Below are 21809 nucleotides of genomic sequence, written 5' to 3' on the forward strand. Positions count from 1 at the left end.
GTCAGAGATGCGCCTGATTTTATCCTTCTTTTTCTAAGTTATTGATTTTTCCAACAAGGCTATATGTTGATCGAAATAAGACAGGGATGAAAATAGCCCAGATGATAAAATTGATCATGGCTTGATCGTTGTAGACAGCACTAATTCCAATGATACCTAGGGAGAAAAAATAAAAAGTTATCATGCCCCAATAGGCAAACCTAAAATATTTGGATAAAAAGGTCATTTCTTTTTTATAGGGTTTCCCAAATAAAAAATGAATAAGTTTTTTCATAGTTTCCTCCGTTTGAGCATATGTCTTAATATTTAGAATAATACAATAATTTATCCAAAAACGCTATCATTATTTACTACAACAAATCTATAAAAAAACTAACCCTATGGAGGATTAGCGTCTTCAATAATTTATTATTTCTGATACAAAATTGTTTGCGCAATCCCGATGAAATATTCTGATTCACGGATAATATGATTCAGTACGGTTTTCGCGGTTGGGTTAGTTCTAATTGGTACACTGTCTTTTATCAACATCCGGCAAAATTCTGTAAAGCTTTCACTTTGTTGCAGACAATAATTTACTAATTGCATTATATCTTGATAAAGCGAGGGGCTTACCTGTCCGCCTGAACGATTCACTGTTTCGATATATCGCACTACGCGCTGATGGGTTTCTGCGAAATCAAGCTCCCATTTTTGTAACGCTTCCACATACTCTCGTTCCAAGCCTTTTACTAACTCCCGAATCACAACTGTATGTTCTTCTTCTTGATGTTTCCAAAACTCAGCCTCATCTAGTACCCGTAGTGGCAATTGATTACCATAATAAAATTGCATTGTCCACCTCCGAAAACATTGTCCATCTCATATTTATTCCAGAAGTTTACAATACAGAACTAGGTTATTTTTTGAATATCAAATAACAAGCAGGTATTGAAAAAATAGATAGATAATGATAAATAGAATCGATAATCTGAATTTATATTAATATAATTAGTCTTTATAATATAAGAGATGGTTATTTTGGATATTTTAGGAAAAAGAAGAATACTATCACAAAGTAAAGCTAAACTGGCTCTGAGGGAGAATCCGATGTCATTTCAATACAAACCTGATATTACTTATGATGCTGGTCCAACTGGTTGTGGGGAATTGATTATGAATTTATTTTTAACCATGAAGAAAATGGATAAAGGTCAAATGATTGAGGTCGTTTCTTACGATCCCGGTGCTCGTGAGGATCTACCTGCTTGGTGCCGGATGCAGAACAATCCCTTATTAGCTCGTGTAGATAATGGAAAAATCAGTCATTATTTTATTGAAAAAGGTTGATTTATTACCTTTTACATAATAATTTGCCCGTTCATCCGGGACACACATGAATTTTAGGAGGAAAAGAAGAATGGCTGGAAAATTTTTAGTAAGCTTAACAAATGCGAAAAATGATGCTGATAAGGCAACTGTTGGTTTTGTCGTAGCTAATGCAGCGGTAGCTTCTGGTCAAGAAACAGTAGTATTTCTAAACGTTGAGGGTGCTTACTTAGCTGAAAATGGCTATACGGATGATATTCATGAAGAGGGTTTTGCACCGATAAAGCAATTAATGGAGCAATTTGTTGAAGCTGGCGGAACGATTTGGGTGTGCAGCCCATGCTTTAAAAAGCGTGGTTTAAACGAAGAAAATTTAGTTGGTGGTGCAACTATCGTTGGCGGAGCAAAGGTTGTTGAATTCCTCAGCCAAGGTGCTGCATCGATTACTTATTAATTAGTGGTGATTTGAATGTATAATCCACAGGCAGTTTGTGATGGTGGAGATTTAGATTGTGGTTCTGGATTATTATTAATTATTAAAAAGGCGATGGACCCGTTATTGGGCGGAGAGATTTTAGAGGTGCGCAGCCGTGAACGTACGGTTTCAGAAGACCTACCAGCATGGTGCCGAATGGTCGATCACCAGTTTCTTGGTTCAGAGCCAGGCGAAAATACAACTCGATATTTTATTAAAAAGGGTAGAGAGCAAACTGAGCTAAAGGCAGAGCTCGAGGCAGCCAAAGGCTATCAATGGAGTGTTCGTGTACAAGGGGAATCTGATTTATCGGCGAAGGTACACTCGCGAAACCACACTTTTGTTGTTGGACAACCAGCAGATTTTAGCCCAAAGGTAATTGCTCCGAGCGCTATCGATTATTTGCTAGGTTCCCTTGCAGGATGCTTGACTGTAGGCTATAAGGCCCAGGCATCCAAACGAAATATTGAAATTGACCATTTAGAGGTATCTTTAAAAGCTGGCCTTGAAAATGTGTTGTTTCATTTGGAGCTTGAGGATGAGGGAAGTCCAAAGCTTAAGGAAATTAAAGGGACTTTTTACGTTTCCTCACCTGGTGATGAAGCAGAGCTAGAAAAGCTTTGGTCAAGTACTCTTCTTCGTTCGCCAATCTATCAAACCCTAAAGCAGGCTGTAAATATCGATGTGCAATTTGCAATTGTATATTAATAGGGGGAGCTTAAGCTATGACATTACCAAAATTTCCAACTGCAGTAATGGGGAGCTGGCCTAGGTCAAAAGAAGTCCTTCGTGCTTTGCGTGATAAGCGGGCTGGTCGGATTAGTGAAACAGAATTTCTTGCGATTACAGAAAAAGCTTCTTTGCAAGTTTTAAAGTGGCAAGAAGAAGCTGGGATTGATTTTGTCTCGGATGGCGAGCAACGTCGTGATAACTATATTTCCTTTGTTGCGGATCATCTTGAGAATGTGAAAATGTTAAGTGTTTCTGAGTTGCTTGAGTATGTCGAGGATAAAGCAAGCTTTGAGGAAATTCTTGGTACGCTAGATGTACCGGCATTTTCAATGTCTAATCCAGCAGCAACAGGAAAAATAAGTCGTAAGAAACCGCTTGCTCTGAATGATTTCTTATTCTTGAAAAAACATACCAATAAAGCAGTCAAGGTGGCTATTCCTGGTCCTTATTTATTAACTCGATCCATGTGGATTGAAGGGCTCTCGACTGAAGTTTATCCAACAAAGGAGGACCTGGCTATCGATATCATTAAGATTCTACGCGAGGAATTAGAGGATCTAATTGCTGCTGGTGTGGAATTTGTACAATTCGATGAGCCTGTTCTTACTGAAGTGGTCTTTACCAAGAAAAATGCAAACCGCACGTTTATGTGTGGTGCACTCACAGCAAAAGCAGACGCTGAGGAAGAGATTGCCTTTGCGCTGAGCTTGATGAATCAGGTGACAGAAGGAATGCTGGGAAGAGGAACTCGGATTGCCGTTCACGTATGTCGCGGTAACTGGAGCACTCAGGATGAGATTCTCCTAAGGGGCCCCTACTATCCACTGATTCCTTATTTTAAGAATGTAAATGTTGATCAGCTGACATTAGAATATGCTACGCCTCGTGCAGGGGAACTAGATGCGATTTCAGACATTTGTGGAAAAGAACTTGGTTTTGGGGTCGTCAACCCTCGGACTGAGACAGTCGAATCGGTGGACCAAATTGTTGCTCGGGTTCAGGAACTTCGTCAATATCTTCCGGATGAGAAGATTTTCTTGAATCCAGATTGCGGTTTTGGTACATTTGCGCAACGACCTATGAACAGCGACCAAATTGCCTTTGAGAAATTAAAAGTGATGGCTGAAGCAGCAAAGAAGCTACGTGAATTAGAATAGTTTTGTAAAAATGGATGGATTTTTCCCTTTGGAGAAAGCCATCTATTTTTTTGAGTTCTTCTTATATATGTATTTTTCTAATATAATGATGACGAAAGATAGATTATTTACTACATCAATAAGAGGAGTTGCAAATGGATAAAGTATTTATTTTTGATATGGACGGTGTCATCATAAATAGTGAACCTATGCATGAAGAAATCGAATTGGCAGTCGCTTCTGAACTAGGGATAAAATTTGATCGAGAAAATTGGGAGAAGTATGTAGGGATGCGTTCCCGCGATATGTGGGAGTCTGTAAAAATTGAGCGACAGCTTTCCTTTGATGTGGATAATATTCTTACATTGGCTGATAAAAGGAAAGTCCAATATATAAACACCAAACAGATTGAACCAATTAATGGGATTAAGGAATTATTAGAAACATTGACGGAATTAGATTATCGAATAGGGCTTGCCTCTTCATCACCTAAGCCTTTTATTGAAGCAGTACTGAATAAGTTTCAAATTTCGAAGTTTTACGATGTTGTCGTGAGCGGTGATGATATAAAAGAAGGAAAGCCAGCTCCAGATATTTATATTGAGGCTGCACGAAGACTTGCTGTGAGTCCCGATGTCTGTTTTGTGTTAGAGGATTCGGAAAACGGTATTAAAGCGGGCAATGCTGCCGGAATGAAGACAATTGGTTTTAAAAATCCGGCATCTGGGACGCTTGATCTTTCCGAGGCTGCTTATCAAGTGAGAACAATCGAAGAGGTATTAGAATTGATTTAGGGTCACGCTAATATTAAAGAAGCTTTACTCCCTCAAGTATCTAACGTCTATCAGTCTCAAGTCTTATAGTAAAATCAACCTTTGGATAGTTTAGATATTCCGATATTTATAAGACAATGAGGCTAGTAGAGATGAAGCGGAAAGATTGAATGCCGGCTTGATAAGCATTCACTAGGGGGAGAAAGGCATGTGGGTGTATATTGTATTAACTGACACAGGAACATGGTTTACGAAATTGATAAAATGTTTCACAAGAAGTCCTTTGAATCATGCATCTATTTCTTTTTCTAAAAACCTTAAGGAAACCTTTAGCTTTGGCAGGAAACGCGCTAATAATCCATTCATTGGCGGCTTTGTTAAGGAGGATTTAAATAGCAAGCTCTTTCAAAATGCAACATGCGCTATTTATCGCTGTCATGTTTCAGCAGTAGCTTTTGAGAAAATGCAAAATGCTATCAGACAAATGGAAGATCAAAAACAAAACTTTAAGTATAACTTTTTAGGTTTATTCGGGGTGATTTTTAATAAAGAAATCAAACGAGAAAAAGCTTTCTTTTGTTCACAATTTGTTGCAACTATCCTTCAAAATGGAGGTGTTAAGGTTAATAGTAAACCAGCCAATCTCATTAGGCCTTGTGATTTAGCAGAATCTGAAGTAACACATCAGGTTTATGCTGGGCAATTGCATACGTATCTGTTGAAACAGGAAATGATACAACCTCAACCACAATTACAAGACTATCAAATCAATTATCGGAACCAATCTTCTGGTTTCCATATGAAATCACGGGACCAAATTAAATCTGCAAGTTAAGAAGCATACCTAAACGTAAGCTTTTATCAAGCAGGTGTATTTTAACTGTCTAGGATGTTTATTAAAAAATATTTCGTAAGTGCCAAATATTCGCGACTATAGGATTTTGGAATCGCAATTAAAGGCGTTTTTGCCGGGAGACCTGAAACCTGCAAATGGTAGTCTTTGGCAATTTGAATTGAGCGATAGATGTGAAAATCGTTCGTGACAATTAGGCCGATTTTTGCGTGAATAGGGAGTAGTTTTTTTGAAAAATTAAGGTTTTCATAGGTATCTGTTGAGCGGTCTTCTAAAATAATTCTTGATTCGTAGATTCCCTGTTTCATTAATTCTCTTTTAATGCATTCAGCTTCTGAGATTTCCTCGTCTGGACCTTGGCCACCAGAGGCAATCGCTATCGTAGTCTTATTTTTCTTTAAGTAATTGGAGGCTGTATTAATCCTTTCCTGCAATGTAAGGGAAGGAGAGGTACCATGAACACGTGCTCCGAGAATGATTATATAATCTGCATTTTTATCGGGCTTTGCAAAACTGTAACGAAGCATATTTACTTGAAGATATCCAATATATAGTAGTATCAAACTAATTATTATAATTAACATGAATTTGTACCTGCTTTTTTTCAATAGTGTCACTCCACCTGTTTCAGTAAAAATATAAACTAGTATTAGTTTATCATATGTGGTTGAGTAGAAGTCCTTATACTTTGACGCAGGTGCAGCTGTATCGCAACGTCTGGATCTTGCACTTGAATAAACGAAATTTTTGGGTGAGGTAGGTCATATGAAGGGGTGGTGCAGAATTGCTAATAAGGTATGGCAGGCTTGAAAAACCATCTCGTGCAAATTGATTGGGGAGTTTGCGTAAAAAGATAAATTTTCGATGTATACGGAAAAGCGATTACTTACTCAAATAGGCAATCGCTTTTATTCTAGTTCTTTAAGTGTTGGTATTTAAAAATTAATGTATCTAACTCTTGGCTAATGGCAATCGTTTTATCGTTTGTTAACCCAAGTTTCATGCCGGTATCAATCATATAGCTTTTTAAAGATTCAATTTTATATTCAAGCTCAATCTTAGAAGCTGTTAATAAGCCTTCCATAAATATACCTCATTTCAACATATGTATATTCTTTACTTTATTTTACATTATATTAAACTAGCATTTTACAAATATTTTTGACAATAATTTGAACTTTAATAACGTATCTGTAGTGTAAACTTCCTGAAAAATAGGAATGGGAAGGTTTTTTACCCTCCCAAAAGATCTTCATTTTACATTTCTAAGAGCTTTTGATTGTGGATGCAGAGAAATTTCTAATCATTTTTTGTAAATTGCGATGGGATTCCCTTAATTTTATAGTTTCTTCAATAATTTTTTGAAATCCTTCCAAATCTCGGTCCGATGCACTTAATAAGGAACTAGGGATACCTTCAACGATTTGTTTAAGAGATAACTCTGTAGCCACGCATATTACCACCTTTCCATCAATCGTAGACCAATATTTCATCTACTTTAATATTTTGGGAAAGGGGTAGGTTTTTCCTGCCGCTTGTGTTAAAAACTTCTCAACATTTATCTTCATATAATTATATGAAAAGAGTAATTGTATGTTATTTTTGCAAAAAACGACAATGATGGTTGTTGTATTTTGAACTAAATGGGGAATTTCTTACAAATGGAGATTAGTGAGATGATGTAAATAACGAGGAAATTAATTACAAAAAAAGAAAGGATTCATTCGTTTTAATGAACCCTTGTAATTTGATCTTCAGTTACTAATTCGACTTGTCTTAACAAATCATCTTTCATGATTTCATATTGCCCGTTACGGTAATCATAAATAATTCTGTAGATCTTTCCTGAAAAAATCACTTTATCATTAATTGACATGCTTCCACCTCCTTTGACTAAATTATACAAAATAAGTGTTAATTCAATTTTTAATCGATGTAAAGCTTTCGTAAATTCAAACAAATGGCATAATCTTTTATAAAAAAACATTTATTTACTTGACTTCAGATATAAATCCTAAGATTATATAGGTTATGGAAAGGGTGATGCTAATGGAAATATCCGAAAATAAAGGTTTTCCGCAAAATCCAGAACAGTCTGGTGGTAGTATTTTTGCCAATAAAATTGTTCTGGCAATTATGTCCTCTAATTTCTTGCTGCAGCTAGGAATATGGGTAAGAAATTTTGCCATTCTTCTTTATGTAACTGACATAACAAACAACAATCCGTTGTATGTTTCCCTCATCTCGGTTGCCGAGTTCGCACCTATTTTTATTTTTTCATTTATTGGAGGGACTTTTGCTGATCGGTGGAAGCCAAAATTAACAATGGTGTGGTGTGATTTACTTTCAGGAATTTCAGTGTTTGCAGTACTTCTTACATTGATTTACGGTTCATGGCATGTGATATTTTTTGCAACATTCATGTCTGCAGTGTTATCACAATTTTCCATGCCTTCTGCAATGCGATTATTTAAACAACATGTTCCAGGAGAGCAGCTGCAGTCGGTTATGGCGATGTTTCAATCCTTAATGGCCATCTTTATGGTGGTTGGACCGATGATTGGCACATTTGTTTATCAGAAGTTCGGCATTAATGTATCAATTGCGGTAATGGGAGTCATGTTCTTCCTATCTGCATTAGTATTAACAAGGCTTCCGAAGGATATTGAAAAAGAGGGCAAAGCCGATAACAACTTTAAGAAGGAATTAGTCGATGGACTTCGGTATGTGTTGTCTAGTACAGTCTTAAAAGTAATGGGCGGAATGTTTGCCGTATCAGGATTAGCTGTCGGATTGATCCAACCTCTTGGGATTTTTGTGGCGATAGAAAACTTAGGGATGACAAAAGAATTCCTACAGTGGTTGTTGGTTGCCAATGGGGTTGGAATGCTCGTAGGCGGCGGTTTTATCATGGCCATTTCACGGAAAATCTCACCACAAATGCTATTGTCTATCGGGATCCTTGCCAATATGATTGGTACAATCGGCATTGGCTGGTCGACAAGTTCAACACTTACAATCATTTTACAGGTGTTTAATGGATTGTTCTTCCCATGTATTCACATCGGAATTAATACATTGATTCTTAAAAATTCGGCTGAGGATTTCGTTGGTCGTGTAAATGGTGTACTTAATCCATTGTTCATGGGAATGATGGTCGTCGGAATGTCACTTTCAGGAGTGGTGAAGGTGCCGTTAACGTTATTTGGAGTTTATTTACTTTCAGGCTTGTTATTTTTAATTGGAGCAATCCTTCTGATTCCTCTTTTTAAAAAGAAGGTAGAAGATACGGTTGGAAATCAAGTACTTGAGACAAGTGAATAATAATGTGATTAATGAAGAAAACGCTGGGTTATCATAACCTAGCGTTTTTCTTCGTCTTCCACAATATATTTTAAAATCGAAAGTTTATTGTTCCAAAACTGCTCATAAAATGTTAACCATTGTTTAATTTCAGTTAATGGTTCTGGTTGAAGATGAAAGATTTTTTCACGACCTGATTTTCGACCACTGACCAGATTTGCTTCAGTTAAGATTTGTAAATGTTTAGCAATTGCCGTGCGGCTAATCGAAAAGTGTGACGTGATTTCTGAAATCGGTAATTCCTTTTCTGCCAATAGCCTTAACACTTCACGTCTTGTTGGATCAGCAATTGCCTGAAAGACATCATGCTTTTTGGCAGGAGAAGACATATTAATTCTCCATTTGCTGACGCAGTTTTTGTACGATTCCCATCCAGCCCTTGCTCATATTTTCGCGAACTGTTCCAGCTTTTTCGCCAGCTTTGCCAATAATTTCATCCGCTTGTTTCCAGCCACCATGAACGACCGTGAATTCAGTTTGTTCTCCTAACTCCTTTAATATGAAGGTCAAAATCCAACCATCAGTATCCCAAGTAAAAGATAATCTGTGCGGAGGAGATAATTCCGTTACTTTACAAGGTGATGGTCCAAACGGTGACTGGATGTGAAATTCATATCCGACTTCTGGTTTGAAATCATTAGGCATGAACCATGCACTGATGCCTTCTGCTGATGAAACTTTTTCCCATACCTTTTCAATTGGTGCATTAATGATTACTGACTGTTGAATATCTTGTAGTGTATTTTCCATATATGCTCCTACTTTCGATAATGAAATGTAAAACTGTTTGGTTTCGTATTTCAGTATATAAAACCATTTGGTTTCATGTCAAGTTTCGAATTTTGATATCATATAATTATTAATGTTTAAAAAATGTTGTTGGGTGTGTTGTCGATGTTTTTTCTTTTATTCACTTTTACACTTATTCTCGGAGTAACAGGAGGATATTTATTTTCAGCAGGCAATGAATTATTTGGGACGATTTTTATTGTTGCTAGTGCTGTTAGTTTGATTTTTACCATCGCATATTATGCTTCTAAGCGGAAATATAACTCGTGGAAGTGGGATTGTCTCGATTGCGCTGTACCTGATTGCGATTGTGATGGATTGGATTGTAGTTCGGATTGTAAACCAGATTGTGATTGTGGAGGACCAAATTGTGATTAATGAAGTTATTAGGGATATCTTCACCTTACAATTTGTACCATGCCATCGTAAAAAAGAACGGTCTTTAATAATAAGAGGGAAACAATTCCCGCTATGTTATCGCTGCATGGCGATATTACTAGGGTATCTATTTTTGCCGTTTTTGCTCTTCATCGATTTTTCCTTTCCGCTTTGGTTAGCGATCGTGCTCAACTTTCCGATGGTTATTGATGGGACACTACAAAGGATAGGAGTACATACGAGTACTAATTTCTTGAGATTATGGACTGGATTAATATGTGGACTAGGTCAATCTATGATCGTAGCATATGTTAGTCGTTTTTTATTCGATATTTTAATGCAGTAAAGCGATGGGGGACAGTCCCCCATCGCTTTACTGCATTAAAATGTATTGGATGGTGTTGGGGTTAATCGGTGTTATGGTATGGATTTGATAACCGATGCTTAGTAATTGTGCAAGAGTTTCGGCACAATTTGTGTGCGGAGGTTCAATGGGAGCATGCTTGCTTTGATACATGTGTAGGAATTGGTTGGTTGGTGTGCATTGAACAATTACTACATGTTTTCCCATCCACGCTTGCCCGATTATTGGGTTTGCTGGGGTTCTTTTGCTTGGATACCACCACATAGGCATATAATCCACCTTCAGTTTGTTGATAGTATACTTTATTCATATTTTCTTGAGTTGCGCTCTGTTCGTAGTACTTTGCTTAATTACATACTTTCTAGAAACTTAGCATCTAATGATAATGAGGTGTTTTTTTCTATGAAACGTAATCATCTTAGATTCATGGTCTTACTGCTTATCGTAGTTTGTTTTTATCTAGTTGTTTTTCGGACAAGAACGGTAACTTATCAAGGTGAAAACGCAAATTGGCAAGTTCGGGTTCAAGCTAAACTCACCGGTCTAAATGGTACCCATACTATCAGGATCAAATATAAGGGGAAAAAATCGATTCGTGTTGGGGAATATCACATCAAGCCATTTTTCGAGGGTGAACAGGAACCCAAACTTATAAATGGTGAAATTGTTTATCAATGTACCGATGATTGCGGATATTACTCAAAAAATGAAACATTAATATTTTTCATCGTTTGGGTTGAAGGTGCAAATCAAACAGAAAAAATAAATTTGATTGATATGAACAAGAAAGAATGAAGCTTGCTAGTATCCGCCTATGAAATCTCATTCCTTCAAAAAAATTTATTATTAAAAAAGGTTTCGCTAATTTTTACCAGAAATACATAGTAATAGAGTTTTGAAGAGGTGATATCAAAATGCCAGTGATAACAATTAAATTAGCAAAGGGAAGAAGCGAGGCGCAAAAGCAGAAATTTGTAGAGGCAATTACCAAAGAAGCAGCGAACATTTTAAACGTGCAAGCGGAATGGGTGACAGTACTTTTTGACGAATATGAGCGTGAAAATTGGGCTTCAAACGGCAAACTGCATTCATTAAAATTCGGAGAAGGATTCGGTCAAACCGGAACAACACTATCCGAAGCTGAAGAGGAGATAAAATGAAAATCGTGATTGCTGGAGGTACTGGCTTTATTGGAGAAATATTAACCCGATATTTACTTGATAAAGGCCATCATATCGTGATTTTGACAAGAAACCCCAAACAAGCAAAGGGAAACATTTCATATGTGAAATGGCTAACTGCTGACTCAAATCCCCAATTGGAGCTTGAAGGGGCGGACGTGTTTATTAACTTAGCAGGAGTTTCAATTAACGCAGGGCGTTGGACAAAGCAACATCAACAACAGATTTATGAAAGTAGGATGAAGTCAACCGATGAACTTCTAAGTATTATTGCCACGTTGCACGTTAAACCTTCCGTGTTCATTAATGCTAGTGCCATTGGAATTTATCCTGCTTCAGATAAAGTAGAATATACAGAAACTAATCATGAAGTTGCCAATGATTTTCTTGGAAAAACAGTTAAAGATTGGGAAGAAAAAGCTGGTAGAGTGGCGGCCGATGGGATTCGTTGCGTTTTTATGCGATTTGGTGTAGTCCTTGGTAGAGAAGGCGGAGCACTCCCGTTAATGGTTCTTCCCTATAAACTTTTTGTTGGAGGGCGAGTTGGTACAGGGAAACAATGGGTTTCGTGGGTCCATGTATTGGATGTTGTAAGGGCAATAATCTTTGTTATCGAATCTCAGCGAGTAAGGGGACCAGTAAATATTACAGCACCTTCTCCAGTTACGATGGATGAATTTGGTAGGACAATTGGGGAGGTTATACATCGTCCGCACTGGTTACCCGTTCCAGACTTTGCTATGAAGTTTGTCTTAGGCCAAAAAAGTGCCCTTGTGTTAGAAGGACAGAAAGTTATTCCTGAAATACTAGAAAATTCGGGGTTTGTATTTACTTTTCCTACGCTTAAATCAGCATTAGAAGATTTGCTCAAATAACGAATAGGATTTAAAAACCTAACAAACGTGAGGTGAAACATAAATGGAATGTCCTTTTTGTAGTGAGAAAATTAATACAGTTGCTGAAAATGATCTTGCTTATGCTATTTATGACAAATATCCAGTCAGTGATGGGCATATACTCATCATCCCGAAACGACATTTTAGCAGTTTTTTTGATGCTAGTGTCGAAGAACGACGTGCTATGAATGATCTATTGGACCAATGCAAAAACATACTGGATGATGTAAGTGCCCCGCATGGATATAATATTGGAATAAATTGTGGCGAAGCTGCTGGGCAAACGATTTTTCATGTCCATGTTCATTTAATTCCCCGTTTCACTAGTGATATTAACGATCCAAGAGGTGGAGTCAGAGGAGTCATACCGGAAAAAAGAATATATGAATGAAAAAATGTGAGGGAACGATTATGTTCACTCACATTTTTAAAATTTCATGTTCTGATACTAATAATACTTTTCTAGGATTATTCTCGCTTTTAATTTCATATTGTCCATTTCGATAATCATAGAAGATTCTGTACACATTGCCTGAGTATAATACTTTGTCGTTTACTACCATATTATTACCTCCTAGGTCTTAAGTAAATTAAGTTTACTTCATAATTTTTTTGAAAGATATTGTATTGTTAGATAATCTGACATTGATTTTTTTTCTGGTTATCTTTCATTAAAACTTTTATCTTAATTCCCAACTTACTTCACACTTTATCGGAATTGTGACCCATCCCTAAATTTTCCCATAAACTATTCAGTAATTGAAAATAATCTGATGATTATGAAAATCATTATCAATAATAATTATTTATTTAAAATTATTACTATTTATTTTTTAAATCACCTGTGTTATGATGTCATTACGTTAATAGGGATAAATTTAGTTAAGTAGTACACCTTATTGTTATTTTACAAAAATGAACGAGATTTTCATTCTCATTTAAAATTTATTTTTGAGAATCTAAGATGTGTAATCAAAGGGGAGGTAAAAATATGCTTGCTGAAGTAAAAACGATAAAGCAGCCAGTACAAATCGAGGCACCTTTTTTAGAAAAAGTAAGACCGCATATTGAATTAATAGCTGCCTTATTCAGTGGAGTGCTTATTTTAGCAGGCTGGCTCTGCATGAAAACCGATTGGCAGACTGCTGCAATTGTAATTTATCTTGCAGCCTATATCATTGGGGGTTTTTCTAAGGCGAAAGAAGGATTAGAAGATACTATTGCCAATAAAGAACTAAATGTGGAAATGCTGATGATTTTAGCGGCGATCGGTTCCGCGGTTATTGGATACTGGAATGAAGGGGCAATTTTAATCTTTATTTTTGCATTAAGTGGAGCACTTGAAACCTACACCTTGAATAAAAGTCAGAAGGAAATTTCGTCGTTAATGGATTTGCAGCCTGAAGAAGCAATTCGTATCAATGATGGGATAGAGGAAAAAGTTCGTCTCGAACAGCTTTGTGTTGGGGATAACATACTTATTAAGCCAGGTGAACGGATTCCAACCGATGGAAGAATCATTGAAGGACAGACGAATTTAGATGAAGCAGCTATTACAGGTGAATCGATGCCTGTAAGTAAAACCATTTCCGATGAAGTATTTGCAGGGACAGTTAACTTACGTGGGACCATTATGATTGAAATGACTAAACCTAGCAGTGAAACATTATTTCAAAAAATCATAACGCTTGTTCAATCAGCACAAAGTGAGAAGTCTCCATCTCAGCAATTCATCGAACAGTTTGAAGGAAGATATGTTAAAACGGTATTAATTGTTGTTGGTTTGATGATGTTTGTTCCCCATTTCGCATTAGGGTGGAGTTGGACGGAAACCATTTATCGTGCGATGATATTATTAGTAGTTGCTTCACCATGCGCTTTAGTTGCAGCGGTAATGCCGGCCACTTTATCTGCCATTTCCAATGGTGCCAGACATGGAATTTTGTTTAAGGGTGGCGTTCATATAGAAAACCTTGGGAACCTACAAGCGATTGCTTTTGATAAGACTGGCACATTGACGAAAGGAAAACCTGAGGTAGCGGATGTTGTGGTACGTGAAGATGTAAGTACAGATCAATTTTTATTACATGTAGCATCAATTGAAAAATATTCCAATCATCCGCTTGCAGCAGCCATTGTTCGATATGCGAATCGGAATCCGCAAGAATTACTGAAACCGGAAAACATGGAGGATCTTGCTGGATATGGTGTGCAGGCAACGCTCGACTCTGTTCAATGGAAGGTTGGTAAGGCCGACTTTGTAGGTCGCGCTGAAGCTGAGGGATTTCAAAATGGTATTGCATTAAGTTTCCAAGATGAAGGAAAAACGATTGTCTACGCAAGTGATGATAAAGGAATTGCTGGTATTGTAACATTAAGTGATTGTGTTCGAGAGGAGGCAATTCAGGCTATCCGTTCATTAAAGGCGGAGGGTATTCATACTATCATGCTTACAGGTGATAGTAACAAAACAGCGACAACGATAGCAACGGCAGCAGGAATTGATTATTTTATCTCAGAGTGCTTACCTGAAACAAAGGTGGATGAGATGAAAAAATTAAAGGAACGCTATCAAACCGTCGCCATGGTTGGTGATGGCATTAATGATGCGCCAGCACTTGCCACTGCAACAGTTGGAATTGCAATGGGTGAAGGTACTGATGTAGCTTTAGAAACAGCAGATGTGGTCTTAATGAAAAATGATTTACCGAAAATTGCAGAAGCTGTAAGGTTATCGAAACGAATGAATCGCATTATTAAACAAAATGTCATTTTCTCAATTTCTGTTATTATGCTTTTAATCGCTTCAAATTTTTTGCAAGCTCTTGCTCTACCGTTTGGGGTCCTTGGTCATGAAGGAAGTACCATATTGGTCATATTAAATGGATTAAGACTATTACGTTCATAAAATGCAACAGCAGAAATGCTGTTGTATTTTTTTTGTAACAATAGTTTGCTGAAAACGCTTCAATCTGGTTGTTTTTAACAAAAATCAGCTTAAATTGGTAATTATTGTACCTAAGATTACAGCACTTTTAATCCTTTTGTAACATAACAGTTGTTTTCTTCTGTTATAATTAGTTGTCGAGGAGGAGAAGTGCATGCCAGAATTTAAGCGTATGATTCTCTTAAGTTTTACAACGATGTTATGTGTTTCAGGGACTTTCATTGGTGATGCGAAAGCAAACACTGAAACGATACAAAACATACAACAAGAGTTAGACCAGACGGCTAAAGAAAAGCAATCGATTAATAATGAAATAGCCAACATACAACAAGATATGGAGTCGTTAAATAACTTTATTGAAGAGAATAAGACAAAAATGGCTAATACCCAAAAGAGAATTGACGAAATGAATCAGCTGATTGAACAAAATAAAGAGCAGATTGTCATTCTCGAGGATAAAATTCATAATCGAAAAGAGGTTATGAAAAACAGACTAAAAGCCCTTCAAAGTGACGATAATAATTTTAATTTAGTTATTAAGGTTTTAATCGAGTCTAAGAGTTTTGATGATTTTATCCAAAGGGCAAGCGCTGTTAATGCTCTTCTTGATGCAGATAATGATATTCTAGAAGCGCAAAAACAGGACTTAAAGCAAATTGAAGAACGTAAAAAAGAAATCGATGAACAACAACAAATATTAAATGAAGAACAAGACACACTTGTACAGCAACAAAATGAGTTGAATCAAAATTTACAAGCTCGTCAAGAAAGTCTTTCGGCAATGCAGGCAAAATATAGCCAAATCGAACAGCAAGAAGCCGGGATTCAATCTGAGCTACAGGCAGCACAAGAACGAATTCGCCAAGAACAGGCAGCGGCCTCAGCGGCGGTTACTGCTAACCAAGGAGTTAAACAAGTTGCACCTACTGGAGATGGCAGAGAATTGTTCGTTTCTGCAACTGCATATAGCCCAGAAGAGGCTGGTCCAACAACAAGATTAGGCTACAATATTCATGAAAATCCTAATCTGAAAATCATTGCCGTGGACCCTTCAGTTATTCCTCTTGGAAGCAGAGTATGGGTCGAAGGTTATGGTGAAGCGATTGCGGGAGATACTGGTTCAGCTATTAAAGGTTATAAAATTGATGTGTTAATGCCTTCAAAGGCAGCTGCACTATCATGGGGCCGAAAAACCGTAAAAGTTATTATCCTAAATTAGTAGACTTATATACTATAAAAGATCTAGAAAAAGCATGTCACTCATTATTATGAGGACATGCTTTTGCTTTTTATCTGGCACAAACATCCAATTCCGATATAGATGGGTATAAATACAAGATAAATGTACGATTTGGAATACCTTATATAAGACGTTTAACAAGTCATATATAAAGGGGATGGAATAGAGTGAGTAATAATTCAAAAGATCATCACGACGAAAATCGCTATTATGAAGGTTTCAAAGATGGTTACCGGGAAGGTTATAGTGACGGTTATAAAGATGGTATTAAAGAATTATTAAAAAAAATGAAAAGAGATCATGATAAAGAAGAGTCAAAAAGAGAAGAGAAGAAGGCAGAAACAAAAGAAAAGCAAAAAGATACAGTTAAGGAGACGAAAAAAGAACAATCGAAGCAGGTCATTAAGATCAATAAGAGGAATTTGGACGAATGTGAAATAGAAAAAAATAAAAACGATCATCACGAAAAAGAAGAAAGATGTGAAGATGAAAGCAGCAGTAGTAGTAGCAATAGTAAGGTAAGAGTTGAATTGAAGGTTATTCGTAAGGATGATAAAAAGAAAAAAAGTAAAGATGAGCATGAAGGAAATTATGACGAATACAAGAAAGATTATCATAAAGGCCGGAATAAAGAGTACGATAAATATGATAAAAAAGAACGGGACAAAGAATCCGATTCACACTATTCAGCGTTTGATAGTTTCTTTAATGATTCTAGAGACTCAAGAGATTCGAGAAGATCACGCAGAAGAGGTAGTTCGAATTAACAGAACAGTATAGAAGTCCGAAGGGTGTCGATATTGAGCACCCTTTGGTTTTGCTGATAATTTTCAATTTCATTTAAATTAATCTGCTTAAACAAAGTGTCCCCAGCATATATAGGGTTTTATGTCTAACAGAATTTGTATTGATATTTGTTATTAATAAAAATATCCAATAATGGGTAGTCTAATAGAGAAGATTTACAAACAAAGGGGGAAATTATATGGATGCGATGTTGAAAATTGGAGATCCAGCACCAGATTTTACCTTGCCAGCAACCAAACTGGAAAAAATTTCACTATCAGACTACTATGGTAAAAAGAATCTAGTCGTTGCATTTTATGGTATGGATTTTACACCGGGATGAATCAAGGAAATTGCCTCTTGGAAAGAGGATTATGAGAAATTTGGACAATTTGGCGCGGATATTTTGGCAATAAGTGTTGATCATATTCACTCCCATCGCGTTTTTGAAGCAAGTATGGGAACTTTGCCGTACCCGCTATTATCAGATTGGGATAATAGCACAGTTAAAGCTTATAATGTGTTTAATCCAAAGGGAGGGACTGCGATACGTTCAGTGTTTGTCGTAAACAAGGATGGATTGCTGACTTACATAAATACTTCATTCAAAGCAGATAATCAACAACATTATCAAGCAGTATTTGATGAACTGGAAAAATTAAACGATACTCCGTCAGTAAATATTTGGATGAACCAAGAAAAGAACATGGATTCATCTGAATTCTTAAATTAAAAAAATGCCTTGCGATTTTATTTCGCAAGGTATTTTTATTTATGGGATTATTTTAATCAATTGTTTATATCAAAACCAAAACCACTATATACTAATCATTCGTAAGATTTAGCGCTGTTTCAGTAATACTTAAATCCAATTGGAGCTGCTCTTGTAAATTATTAGGATGATACATTCCATTAGCAACCATGTAATTCGATATGCTTTCATGTGTCGCAACAGCAGTTCGCAATTGCTCACGTAATGAAAATTTGACCTCAGGAGTGGTGCATTCAGTTATTGCGAACGCCAAATTTCGTACCCCAGCCTTCGCAGAGATAAGAAAATCCGAGGCAATGACTTGATCGGTCATTCCACCCATTCCCATTAAACTTTTTATCATATTATTCATTGGATATCACTCCCATCTGTTATAAATTGCTGGAGTCTGCTAATATCCCGAATGCCCGAATCGACATCAGCATTTAAAATTGCTTTTAGTTCAGGATCTTGTGCTACCTTACCCATTACAAAAGCTTTGGTTAAACATAAATTTTTGAATGTTAACAGTTCATGAATTTCGAGTGTCTCGTGTAAAGCCATGAATTTTGTCATGCGGAAAAACTCCTTTATCATATGATTAATTTCATTGTGTGCAAATAATTAGAAAGCCCTCAAAGAAATATTTGTTATTTTTTCAATCAAGCGAAACTGAATACTATTACTTAAACATGGCAAATTAACTCTAGATTCTGACAAAAGGGTGGATAAATAATGGAGAATCCTGTGCTTGGTTACCATGAAACGATGGATACACATGAAATGATAAATTTTAAAACAGTCTGTTTAATGAAATCAAAGCTGATGCAAGGTATTTGTTTCGATAATGACCTTAAAGCGTTAATGCAAAAAGATGTCCAGCAATCTGTTCAAGCACTTCAGGAATTAAAAGGCTTGTACGAGCAAGCGCGTACTGACTATTAACATAAGGAGAGGTATCATGAACCAGGATTATTTAGATCCGAAATACTCAGAGGGCATGCCCAATATGGCTGACTCAGCATTTGCGATGGACTTTTTATTGGGAATTAAAACCGGCATTCGCTACTATGCGGTTACTTTAACCGAAACAGCAAGTCCAGAGCTTCGGCAAGTTTTATATAAGCAAATGGAGCAGGCTATTGATTTACATAGTGAAGTGACCGAGTTAATGTTAAACAAGGGTTGGTTATATCCTCACGATGTAAATAAGCAAATTGAGTTAGACATAAAATCAGCAGATATGGCTCTTAGTATTGCCGATATGGAACTGTTCCCAATTGACACGGACCGACGGGGAACCTTTGCAACACCGAATATTTAGCATGTTTGGAGGGAGTTAGCGATGAGAGCAGTAACCTATCAAGGCATAAAAGACGTTGCCGTAAAAGAGGTACAAGACCCGACGATTCAAAAAGCAGATGATATTATTGTAAAAATCACGAGCTCAGCCATTTGCGGTTCCGATCTTCATTTAATTCATGGGATGATTCCTAACACGCCGGAGGATTATGTAATTGGTCATGAACCAATGGGGGTTGTCGAAGAGGTTGGACCTGATGTTACGAAGCTGAAAAAAGGTGATCGGGTGATTATCCCGTTCAATATGAGTTGCGGTCAATGTTGGTACTGTCAGCATGATTTAACGAGCCAATGCGATAATTCTAACCCTCATGGTGAAATGGGTGGCTTTTTAGGGTATTCAGAAACAACGGGGGGATATGCAGGTGGACAAGCTGAATATTTGCGAGTGCCGTATGGAAACTTCACCCCGTTTAAAATTCCTGAAAATTGCGAAGTAGAGGATGAAAAATTGGTATTGTTAGCAGATGCCGCAGGGACTGCGTATTGGTCAGTTGAAAATGCAGGCGTAACAAACGGATCTACAGTCATCATACTTGGATGCGGACCAGTAGGGCTTCTAGCACAAAAATTTGCTTGGTTTAAAGGGGCAAAAAGAGTCATAGCAGTTGATTACATTGATTACCGGCTCGAGCATGCAAAACGAACCAATCATGTGGAAATTGTGAATTTTGAAAAGCTTGAAAATGTTGGTGAGTATTTGAAAGAAATCACTCAAGGGGGAGCAGACATTGTCATTGATTGTGTGGGAATGGATGGAAAAATGACACCTTTGGAGTATTTGGCCACTGGACTTAAACTTCACGGAGGGTCAATGGGAGCAATTGTAACGGCAACACAGGCTGTGCGTAAAGGGGGCACTATTCAAATCACTGGTGTTTATGGGATGAGATATAACGCATTTCCGCTAGGGGATATTTTTCAGCGCAACGTCAACATTCGAACGGGACAAGCACCAGTGATTCCGTATATGCCATTTCTATATGATGTTTTTGCGCAAGGTAAAGTAGATCCAAGTGATATTGTCACTCATGTGTTGCCATTAGATGAAGCGAAAATGGGCTATGAGGTCTTTGACACGAAAACCGATGGATGCATTAAGGTCATATTGAAACCGCATTGATATAAAAGACTGAATAAAAGAAACTGTCTCAGAAGTTGGTTAATGAAACCCTTTTGAGACAGCTTCCTTGTGTAGTGAGGTTTAATTTTTCGGTATCAACAGCGTTGTGTTAAAATAATGCTATAAATATTTTTCATATATAGTAAGTGAGGAAAAATAGATGAAAAAGGAAAGCGATTATATACAGGAATTTAAGCAAAAGTTATTGGAATTAAAACCTATTGTTCTTTTAGAAAGAAACGAGGAAGAAAGAGAAATCGATTTTCAAAAAAGAAAACTGCAAGCGGAGGATAGAAGATCGGATTAATAAAGGTAGAGAGGGATTGTGATGAATCAGCAGGAATCGTATAATCTTGCGGTTGATTATATGAAGGATGAATTATTTGATGAGGCATTGATTATCCTTGAGAACATGGTGAACGAAAATGTCACATTTGATCAGGCAAGGTGGGTGACTGGATTAGCCTATGTATTTACTGGATACCCAGCCAAGGCTTTACAGATATGGTCTGAAATAACAGATAAGTACTGCAATGGGGTCATGCAGGCAATGGAAACCGTTGAAGCAAAGCTTCCGCTTTATCAGAAGATTTATCAAACTTATAATGACGCACTCATGCATGTTTTTAATAGTGATTATCAGAGGGCAGCTATCCTATTTGAAGAAACAATCGGATTAAGGTGGGAAGTACCACTTCCTGTCGAATGTTATCAGGGTTACATATTAACGAAAATCATCGTTGGCGATGAGAAGTTGGCTTTTGATGAAATGATTAATCTCCCTGCGTATATTCGAAAGCGTCTCGTTATCCAAGAATTAGGCGAGGAGTTGCATCATTATTTAGCAGAATATCGAAATTCGAAAGCAATTTTCACTGACAAAATCAGACGAAGATCAAACATGCTCGACCTTTTTAAGCGATGGCTCCAAAACACACTGAGGTGATTAGAAATGTCTAATTACGATGAAATTATTGCCTACATACCATATTTTAATCAAGAAAACCCAAACTTCTGTAAATGGACAACTGGTCAAGATACCGTAGATGGCAGTTTAATATTACCTTATCCTGAATATGACCGTGAGTTTACTCACTTCATCGATGCCGTCCATGATGCTCAATTATTGAATGGTAATTATTTTGAAATCATAAATGAAAGGGTTCCTGATAAGAAATACCGGGCTGCGATATCTGCAGCAGACGTAGAGTTACTATCAGCCATATTAACCTATTATGTCCGCGCTGAGCGTTATTGTGATGGTGCGTGGGAGACCGCCTATCAGGAACAGATATTCTTAAAGATTTTATTAAGATTAAAGGAATTAGTAGATATCCATTAAAAAACTTGGT

At 37.0% G+C, this 21809-nt stretch carries 34 protein-coding genes; 23 read left to right on the plus strand and 11 right to left on the minus strand.

The window, feature by feature from the left end:
- Positions 1-19: 19 nt before the first annotated feature.
- Both HHO41_RS12355 and HHO41_RS12360 read right to left on the minus strand, forming a co-directional pair.
- Positions 20-274: a hypothetical protein gene (locus HHO41_RS12355; protein WP_169099017.1), complete on the minus strand. Its 255-nt coding sequence runs from the start codon at positions 272-274 to the stop codon at positions 20-22.
- Positions 275-408: 134 nt separating this feature from the next.
- On the minus strand, positions 409-834 hold the full coding sequence (locus tag HHO41_RS12360; RefSeq protein WP_169099019.1) for a DUF2935 domain-containing protein: 426 nt from the start codon (positions 832-834) through the stop codon (positions 409-411).
- A 255-nt stretch (positions 835-1089) separates the two neighbouring features.
- Here HHO41_RS12360 and HHO41_RS12365 point away from each other — a divergent pair, with 255 nt between their 5' ends.
- The 6 genes from HHO41_RS12365 (at position 1090) to HHO41_RS12390 (ending at position 5259) form a co-directional block, all read left to right on the plus strand.
- Positions 1090-1329, plus strand: coding sequence for a sulfurtransferase TusA family protein (locus tag HHO41_RS12365; protein ID WP_169099021.1), 240 nt, complete (start codon positions 1090-1092; stop codon positions 1327-1329).
- A gap of 70 nt (positions 1330-1399) precedes the next feature.
- Positions 1400-1762, plus strand: coding sequence for a DsrE family protein (locus HHO41_RS12370; protein ID WP_169099023.1), 363 nt, complete (start codon positions 1400-1402; stop codon positions 1760-1762).
- Between the two features lie 15 nt (positions 1763-1777).
- Positions 1778-2491: a sulfurtransferase TusA family protein gene (locus HHO41_RS12375; RefSeq protein WP_169099025.1), complete on the plus strand. Its 714-nt coding sequence runs from the start codon at positions 1778-1780 to the stop codon at positions 2489-2491.
- 17 nt (positions 2492-2508) lie between these two features.
- Positions 2509-3672: a cobalamin-independent methionine synthase II family protein gene (locus tag HHO41_RS12380; RefSeq protein WP_169099027.1), complete on the plus strand. Its 1164-nt coding sequence runs from the start codon at positions 2509-2511 to the stop codon at positions 3670-3672.
- Between the two features lie 134 nt (positions 3673-3806).
- Positions 3807-4445, plus strand: a complete 639-nt coding sequence (locus HHO41_RS12385; RefSeq protein ID WP_169099029.1) for an HAD family hydrolase — start codon at positions 3807-3809, stop codon at positions 4443-4445.
- A 187-nt stretch (positions 4446-4632) separates the two neighbouring features.
- The gene (locus HHO41_RS12390) at positions 4633-5259 is read left to right on the plus strand and encodes a hypothetical protein (protein ID WP_169099031.1); all 627 of its coding nucleotides are present in this window, start codon (positions 4633-4635) and stop codon (positions 5257-5259) included.
- A gap of 41 nt (positions 5260-5300) precedes the next feature.
- Here the strand turns inward: HHO41_RS12390 and HHO41_RS12395 are convergent, their stop codons facing one another.
- The 4 genes from HHO41_RS12395 to HHO41_RS12410 all read right to left on the minus strand — a co-directional run bounded on the left by HHO41_RS12395 (position 5301) and on the right by HHO41_RS12410 (position 7153).
- On the minus strand, positions 5301-5861 hold the full coding sequence (locus HHO41_RS12395) for a YdcF family protein (protein ID WP_169099033.1): 561 nt from the start codon (positions 5859-5861) through the stop codon (positions 5301-5303).
- 329 nt (positions 5862-6190) lie between these two features.
- Positions 6191-6361: an aspartyl-phosphate phosphatase Spo0E family protein gene (locus HHO41_RS12400; RefSeq protein ID WP_169099035.1), complete on the minus strand. Its 171-nt coding sequence runs from the start codon at positions 6359-6361 to the stop codon at positions 6191-6193.
- A 181-nt stretch (positions 6362-6542) separates the two neighbouring features.
- Complete coding sequence (locus HHO41_RS12405; protein ID WP_147535498.1) at positions 6543-6728, minus strand: hypothetical protein; 186 nt, start codon at positions 6726-6728, stop codon at positions 6543-6545.
- Positions 6729-7006: 278 nt separating this feature from the next.
- Entirely contained in the window at positions 7007-7153 is a 147-nt protein-coding gene (locus HHO41_RS12410) for a hypothetical protein (protein ID WP_169099037.1), read from the minus strand.
- Between the two features lie 173 nt (positions 7154-7326).
- Here HHO41_RS12410 and HHO41_RS12415 point away from each other — a divergent pair, with 173 nt between their 5' ends.
- Entirely contained in the window at positions 7327-8601 is a 1275-nt protein-coding gene (locus HHO41_RS12415; RefSeq protein ID WP_169099039.1) for an MFS transporter, read from the plus strand.
- 38 nt (positions 8602-8639) lie between these two features.
- On the opposite strand, the gene HHO41_RS12420 is transcribed toward HHO41_RS12415, so the two are convergent.
- Complete coding sequence (locus HHO41_RS12420) at positions 8640-8969, minus strand: ArsR/SmtB family transcription factor (protein WP_169099042.1); 330 nt, start codon at positions 8967-8969, stop codon at positions 8640-8642.
- A gap of 1 nt (position 8970) precedes the next feature.
- Positions 8971-9390 carry an SRPBCC family protein gene (locus HHO41_RS12425; RefSeq protein WP_169099044.1) on the minus strand — a complete coding sequence of 140 codons (420 nt, stop codon included), beginning with the start codon at positions 9388-9390 and terminating at the stop codon, positions 8971-8973.
- Between the two features lie 144 nt (positions 9391-9534).
- Here HHO41_RS12425 and HHO41_RS12430 point away from each other — a divergent pair, with 144 nt between their 5' ends.
- From HHO41_RS12430 to HHO41_RS12455, 6 genes are all read left to right on the plus strand, one after another.
- Positions 9535-9807, plus strand: coding sequence for a hypothetical protein (locus tag HHO41_RS12430; RefSeq protein ID WP_169099046.1), 273 nt, complete (start codon positions 9535-9537; stop codon positions 9805-9807).
- Positions 9743-10153, plus strand: coding sequence for a DUF2085 domain-containing protein (locus tag HHO41_RS22800; RefSeq protein ID WP_481747096.1), 411 nt, complete (start codon positions 9743-9745; stop codon positions 10151-10153). The genes HHO41_RS12430 and HHO41_RS22800 overlap by 65 nt, the downstream gene beginning before the upstream one ends.
- A 420-nt stretch (positions 10154-10573) precedes the next feature.
- Positions 10574-10966, plus strand: a complete 393-nt coding sequence (locus tag HHO41_RS12440) for a hypothetical protein (RefSeq protein ID WP_169099050.1) — start codon at positions 10574-10576, stop codon at positions 10964-10966.
- A gap of 119 nt (positions 10967-11085) precedes the next feature.
- A complete protein-coding gene (locus HHO41_RS12445; protein ID WP_169099052.1) occupies positions 11086-11331 on the plus strand; it encodes a tautomerase family protein in 246 nt (81 codons plus the stop codon).
- Positions 11328-12227: a TIGR01777 family oxidoreductase gene (locus tag HHO41_RS12450; RefSeq protein ID WP_169099054.1), complete on the plus strand. Its 900-nt coding sequence runs from the start codon at positions 11328-11330 to the stop codon at positions 12225-12227. Before HHO41_RS12445 ends, HHO41_RS12450 begins: the two co-directional genes overlap by 4 nt.
- A 43-nt stretch (positions 12228-12270) precedes the next feature.
- Positions 12271-12639 (plus strand): HIT family protein, encoded by a 369-nt coding sequence (locus HHO41_RS12455; RefSeq protein WP_169099057.1) that lies wholly within the window; start codon positions 12271-12273, stop codon positions 12637-12639.
- Between the two features lie 28 nt (positions 12640-12667).
- On the opposite strand, the gene HHO41_RS12460 is transcribed toward HHO41_RS12455, so the two are convergent.
- Positions 12668-12811, minus strand: a complete 144-nt coding sequence (locus HHO41_RS12460) for a hypothetical protein (RefSeq protein WP_169099059.1) — start codon at positions 12809-12811, stop codon at positions 12668-12670.
- A 428-nt stretch (positions 12812-13239) separates the two neighbouring features.
- Between HHO41_RS12460 and HHO41_RS12465 the strand changes: the two genes are divergently transcribed.
- From HHO41_RS12465 to HHO41_RS12485, 4 genes are all read left to right on the plus strand, one after another.
- Complete coding sequence (locus HHO41_RS12465; RefSeq protein ID WP_169099061.1) at positions 13240-15156, plus strand: heavy metal translocating P-type ATPase; 1917 nt, start codon at positions 13240-13242, stop codon at positions 15154-15156.
- Between the two features lie 193 nt (positions 15157-15349).
- Entirely contained in the window at positions 15350-16414 is a 1065-nt protein-coding gene (locus HHO41_RS12470) for a 3D domain-containing protein (RefSeq protein ID WP_169099063.1), read from the plus strand.
- A 188-nt stretch (positions 16415-16602) separates the two neighbouring features.
- Positions 16603-17202, plus strand: a complete 600-nt coding sequence (locus HHO41_RS12475) for a hypothetical protein (protein ID WP_169099065.1) — start codon at positions 16603-16605, stop codon at positions 17200-17202.
- Between the two features lie 227 nt (positions 17203-17429).
- Positions 17430-17954, plus strand: coding sequence for a redoxin domain-containing protein (locus tag HHO41_RS12485; protein ID WP_248278454.1), 525 nt, complete (start codon positions 17430-17432; stop codon positions 17952-17954).
- 91 nt (positions 17955-18045) lie between these two features.
- Here the strand turns inward: HHO41_RS12485 and HHO41_RS12490 are convergent, their stop codons facing one another.
- Both HHO41_RS12490 and HHO41_RS12495 read right to left on the minus strand, forming a co-directional pair.
- Positions 18046-18345 carry a spore coat protein gene (locus HHO41_RS12490; protein ID WP_169099070.1) on the minus strand — a complete coding sequence of 100 codons (300 nt, stop codon included), beginning with the start codon at positions 18343-18345 and terminating at the stop codon, positions 18046-18048.
- Positions 18342-18548 carry a hypothetical protein gene (locus tag HHO41_RS12495; protein WP_169099071.1) on the minus strand — a complete coding sequence of 69 codons (207 nt, stop codon included), beginning with the start codon at positions 18546-18548 and terminating at the stop codon, positions 18342-18344. The genes HHO41_RS12490 and HHO41_RS12495 overlap by 4 nt, the downstream gene beginning before the upstream one ends.
- 159 nt (positions 18549-18707) lie before the next feature.
- Here HHO41_RS12495 and HHO41_RS12500 point away from each other — a divergent pair, with 159 nt between their 5' ends.
- From HHO41_RS12500 to HHO41_RS12525, 6 genes are all read left to right on the plus strand, one after another.
- Entirely contained in the window at positions 18708-18917 is a 210-nt protein-coding gene (locus HHO41_RS12500) for a spore coat protein (RefSeq protein ID WP_169099073.1), read from the plus strand.
- A gap of 16 nt (positions 18918-18933) precedes the next feature.
- Complete coding sequence (locus tag HHO41_RS12505) at positions 18934-19296, plus strand: spore coat protein (protein ID WP_169099075.1); 363 nt, start codon at positions 18934-18936, stop codon at positions 19294-19296.
- 21 nt (positions 19297-19317) lie between these two features.
- Complete coding sequence (locus HHO41_RS12510) at positions 19318-20457, plus strand: zinc-dependent alcohol dehydrogenase (RefSeq protein ID WP_169099077.1); 1140 nt, start codon at positions 19318-19320, stop codon at positions 20455-20457.
- 160 nt (positions 20458-20617) lie between these two features.
- Positions 20618-20764, plus strand: coding sequence for a hypothetical protein (locus HHO41_RS12515; protein ID WP_169099080.1), 147 nt, complete (start codon positions 20618-20620; stop codon positions 20762-20764).
- A gap of 21 nt (positions 20765-20785) precedes the next feature.
- Positions 20786-21403, plus strand: a complete 618-nt coding sequence (locus tag HHO41_RS12520) for a hypothetical protein (RefSeq protein WP_169099082.1) — start codon at positions 20786-20788, stop codon at positions 21401-21403.
- Between the two features lie 6 nt (positions 21404-21409).
- Positions 21410-21799: a DUF6508 domain-containing protein gene (locus tag HHO41_RS12525; RefSeq protein WP_169099084.1), complete on the plus strand. Its 390-nt coding sequence runs from the start codon at positions 21410-21412 to the stop codon at positions 21797-21799.
- Positions 21800-21809: the final 10 nt, after the last annotated feature.

Origin of the sequence: Bacillus sp. DNRA2, from assembly GCF_012843265.1 — a bacterium.
In the GTDB taxonomy this organism is placed as follows: domain Bacteria; phylum Bacillota; class Bacilli; order Bacillales; family Cytobacillaceae; genus Bacillus_BU.

What these genes read in the sequence shown, in the direction of transcription:
- HHO41_RS12355 (WP_169099017.1), bottom strand. Translation starts at nt 274, where the DNA reads ATGAAAAAACTTATTCATTTTTTATTTGGGAAACCCTATAAAAAAGAA.
- HHO41_RS12360 (WP_169099019.1), bottom strand. Translation starts at nt 834, where the DNA reads ATGCAATTTTATTATGGTAATCAATTGCCACTACGGGTACTAGATGAG.
- HHO41_RS12365 (WP_169099021.1), top strand. Translation starts at nt 1,090, where the DNA reads ATGTCATTTCAATACAAACCTGATATTACTTATGATGCTGGTCCAACT.
- HHO41_RS12370 (WP_169099023.1), top strand. Translation starts at nt 1,400, where the DNA reads ATGGCTGGAAAATTTTTAGTAAGCTTAACAAATGCGAAAAATGATGCT.
- HHO41_RS12375 (WP_169099025.1), top strand. Translation starts at nt 1,778, where the DNA reads ATGTATAATCCACAGGCAGTTTGTGATGGTGGAGATTTAGATTGTGGT.
- HHO41_RS12380 (WP_169099027.1), top strand. Translation starts at nt 2,509, where the DNA reads ATGACATTACCAAAATTTCCAACTGCAGTAATGGGGAGCTGGCCTAGG.
- HHO41_RS12385 (WP_169099029.1), top strand. Translation starts at nt 3,807, where the DNA reads ATGGATAAAGTATTTATTTTTGATATGGACGGTGTCATCATAAATAGT.
- HHO41_RS12390 (WP_169099031.1), top strand. Translation starts at nt 4,633, where the DNA reads ATGTGGGTGTATATTGTATTAACTGACACAGGAACATGGTTTACGAAA.
- HHO41_RS12395 (WP_169099033.1), bottom strand. Translation starts at nt 5,861, where the DNA reads ATGTTAATTATAATAATTAGTTTGATACTACTATATATTGGATATCTT.
- HHO41_RS12400 (WP_169099035.1), bottom strand. Translation starts at nt 6,361, where the DNA reads ATGGAAGGCTTATTAACAGCTTCTAAGATTGAGCTTGAATATAAAATT.
- HHO41_RS12410 (WP_169099037.1), bottom strand. Translation starts at nt 7,153, where the DNA reads ATGTCAATTAATGATAAAGTGATTTTTTCAGGAAAGATCTACAGAATT.
- HHO41_RS12415 (WP_169099039.1), top strand. Translation starts at nt 7,327, where the DNA reads ATGGAAATATCCGAAAATAAAGGTTTTCCGCAAAATCCAGAACAGTCT.
- HHO41_RS12420 (WP_169099042.1), bottom strand. Translation starts at nt 8,969, where the DNA reads ATGTCTTCTCCTGCCAAAAAGCATGATGTCTTTCAGGCAATTGCTGAT.
- HHO41_RS12425 (WP_169099044.1), bottom strand. Translation starts at nt 9,390, where the DNA reads ATGGAAAATACACTACAAGATATTCAACAGTCAGTAATCATTAATGCA.
- HHO41_RS12430 (WP_169099046.1), top strand. Translation starts at nt 9,535, where the DNA reads ATGTTTTTTCTTTTATTCACTTTTACACTTATTCTCGGAGTAACAGGA.
- HHO41_RS22800 (WP_481747096.1), top strand. Translation starts at nt 9,743, where the DNA reads ATGGATTGGATTGTAGTTCGGATTGTAAACCAGATTGTGATTGTGGAG.
- HHO41_RS12440 (WP_169099050.1), top strand. Translation starts at nt 10,574, where the DNA reads ATGAAACGTAATCATCTTAGATTCATGGTCTTACTGCTTATCGTAGTT.
- HHO41_RS12445 (WP_169099052.1), top strand. Translation starts at nt 11,086, where the DNA reads ATGCCAGTGATAACAATTAAATTAGCAAAGGGAAGAAGCGAGGCGCAA.
- HHO41_RS12450 (WP_169099054.1), top strand. Translation starts at nt 11,328, where the DNA reads ATGAAAATCGTGATTGCTGGAGGTACTGGCTTTATTGGAGAAATATTA.
- HHO41_RS12455 (WP_169099057.1), top strand. Translation starts at nt 12,271, where the DNA reads ATGGAATGTCCTTTTTGTAGTGAGAAAATTAATACAGTTGCTGAAAAT.
- HHO41_RS12460 (WP_169099059.1), bottom strand. Translation starts at nt 12,811, where the DNA reads ATGGTAGTAAACGACAAAGTATTATACTCAGGCAATGTGTACAGAATC.
- HHO41_RS12465 (WP_169099061.1), top strand. Translation starts at nt 13,240, where the DNA reads ATGCTTGCTGAAGTAAAAACGATAAAGCAGCCAGTACAAATCGAGGCA.
- HHO41_RS12470 (WP_169099063.1), top strand. Translation starts at nt 15,350, where the DNA reads ATGCCAGAATTTAAGCGTATGATTCTCTTAAGTTTTACAACGATGTTA.
- HHO41_RS12490 (WP_169099070.1), bottom strand. Translation starts at nt 18,345, where the DNA reads ATGAATAATATGATAAAAAGTTTAATGGGAATGGGTGGAATGACCGAT.
- HHO41_RS12495 (WP_169099071.1), bottom strand. Translation starts at nt 18,548, where the DNA reads ATGACAAAATTCATGGCTTTACACGAGACACTCGAAATTCATGAACTG.
- HHO41_RS12500 (WP_169099073.1), top strand. Translation starts at nt 18,708, where the DNA reads ATGGAGAATCCTGTGCTTGGTTACCATGAAACGATGGATACACATGAA.
- HHO41_RS12505 (WP_169099075.1), top strand. Translation starts at nt 18,934, where the DNA reads ATGAACCAGGATTATTTAGATCCGAAATACTCAGAGGGCATGCCCAAT.
- HHO41_RS12510 (WP_169099077.1), top strand. Translation starts at nt 19,318, where the DNA reads ATGAGAGCAGTAACCTATCAAGGCATAAAAGACGTTGCCGTAAAAGAG.
- HHO41_RS12515 (WP_169099080.1), top strand. Translation starts at nt 20,618, where the DNA reads ATGAAAAAGGAAAGCGATTATATACAGGAATTTAAGCAAAAGTTATTG.
- HHO41_RS12520 (WP_169099082.1), top strand. Translation starts at nt 20,786, where the DNA reads ATGAATCAGCAGGAATCGTATAATCTTGCGGTTGATTATATGAAGGAT.
- HHO41_RS12525 (WP_169099084.1), top strand. Translation starts at nt 21,410, where the DNA reads ATGTCTAATTACGATGAAATTATTGCCTACATACCATATTTTAATCAA.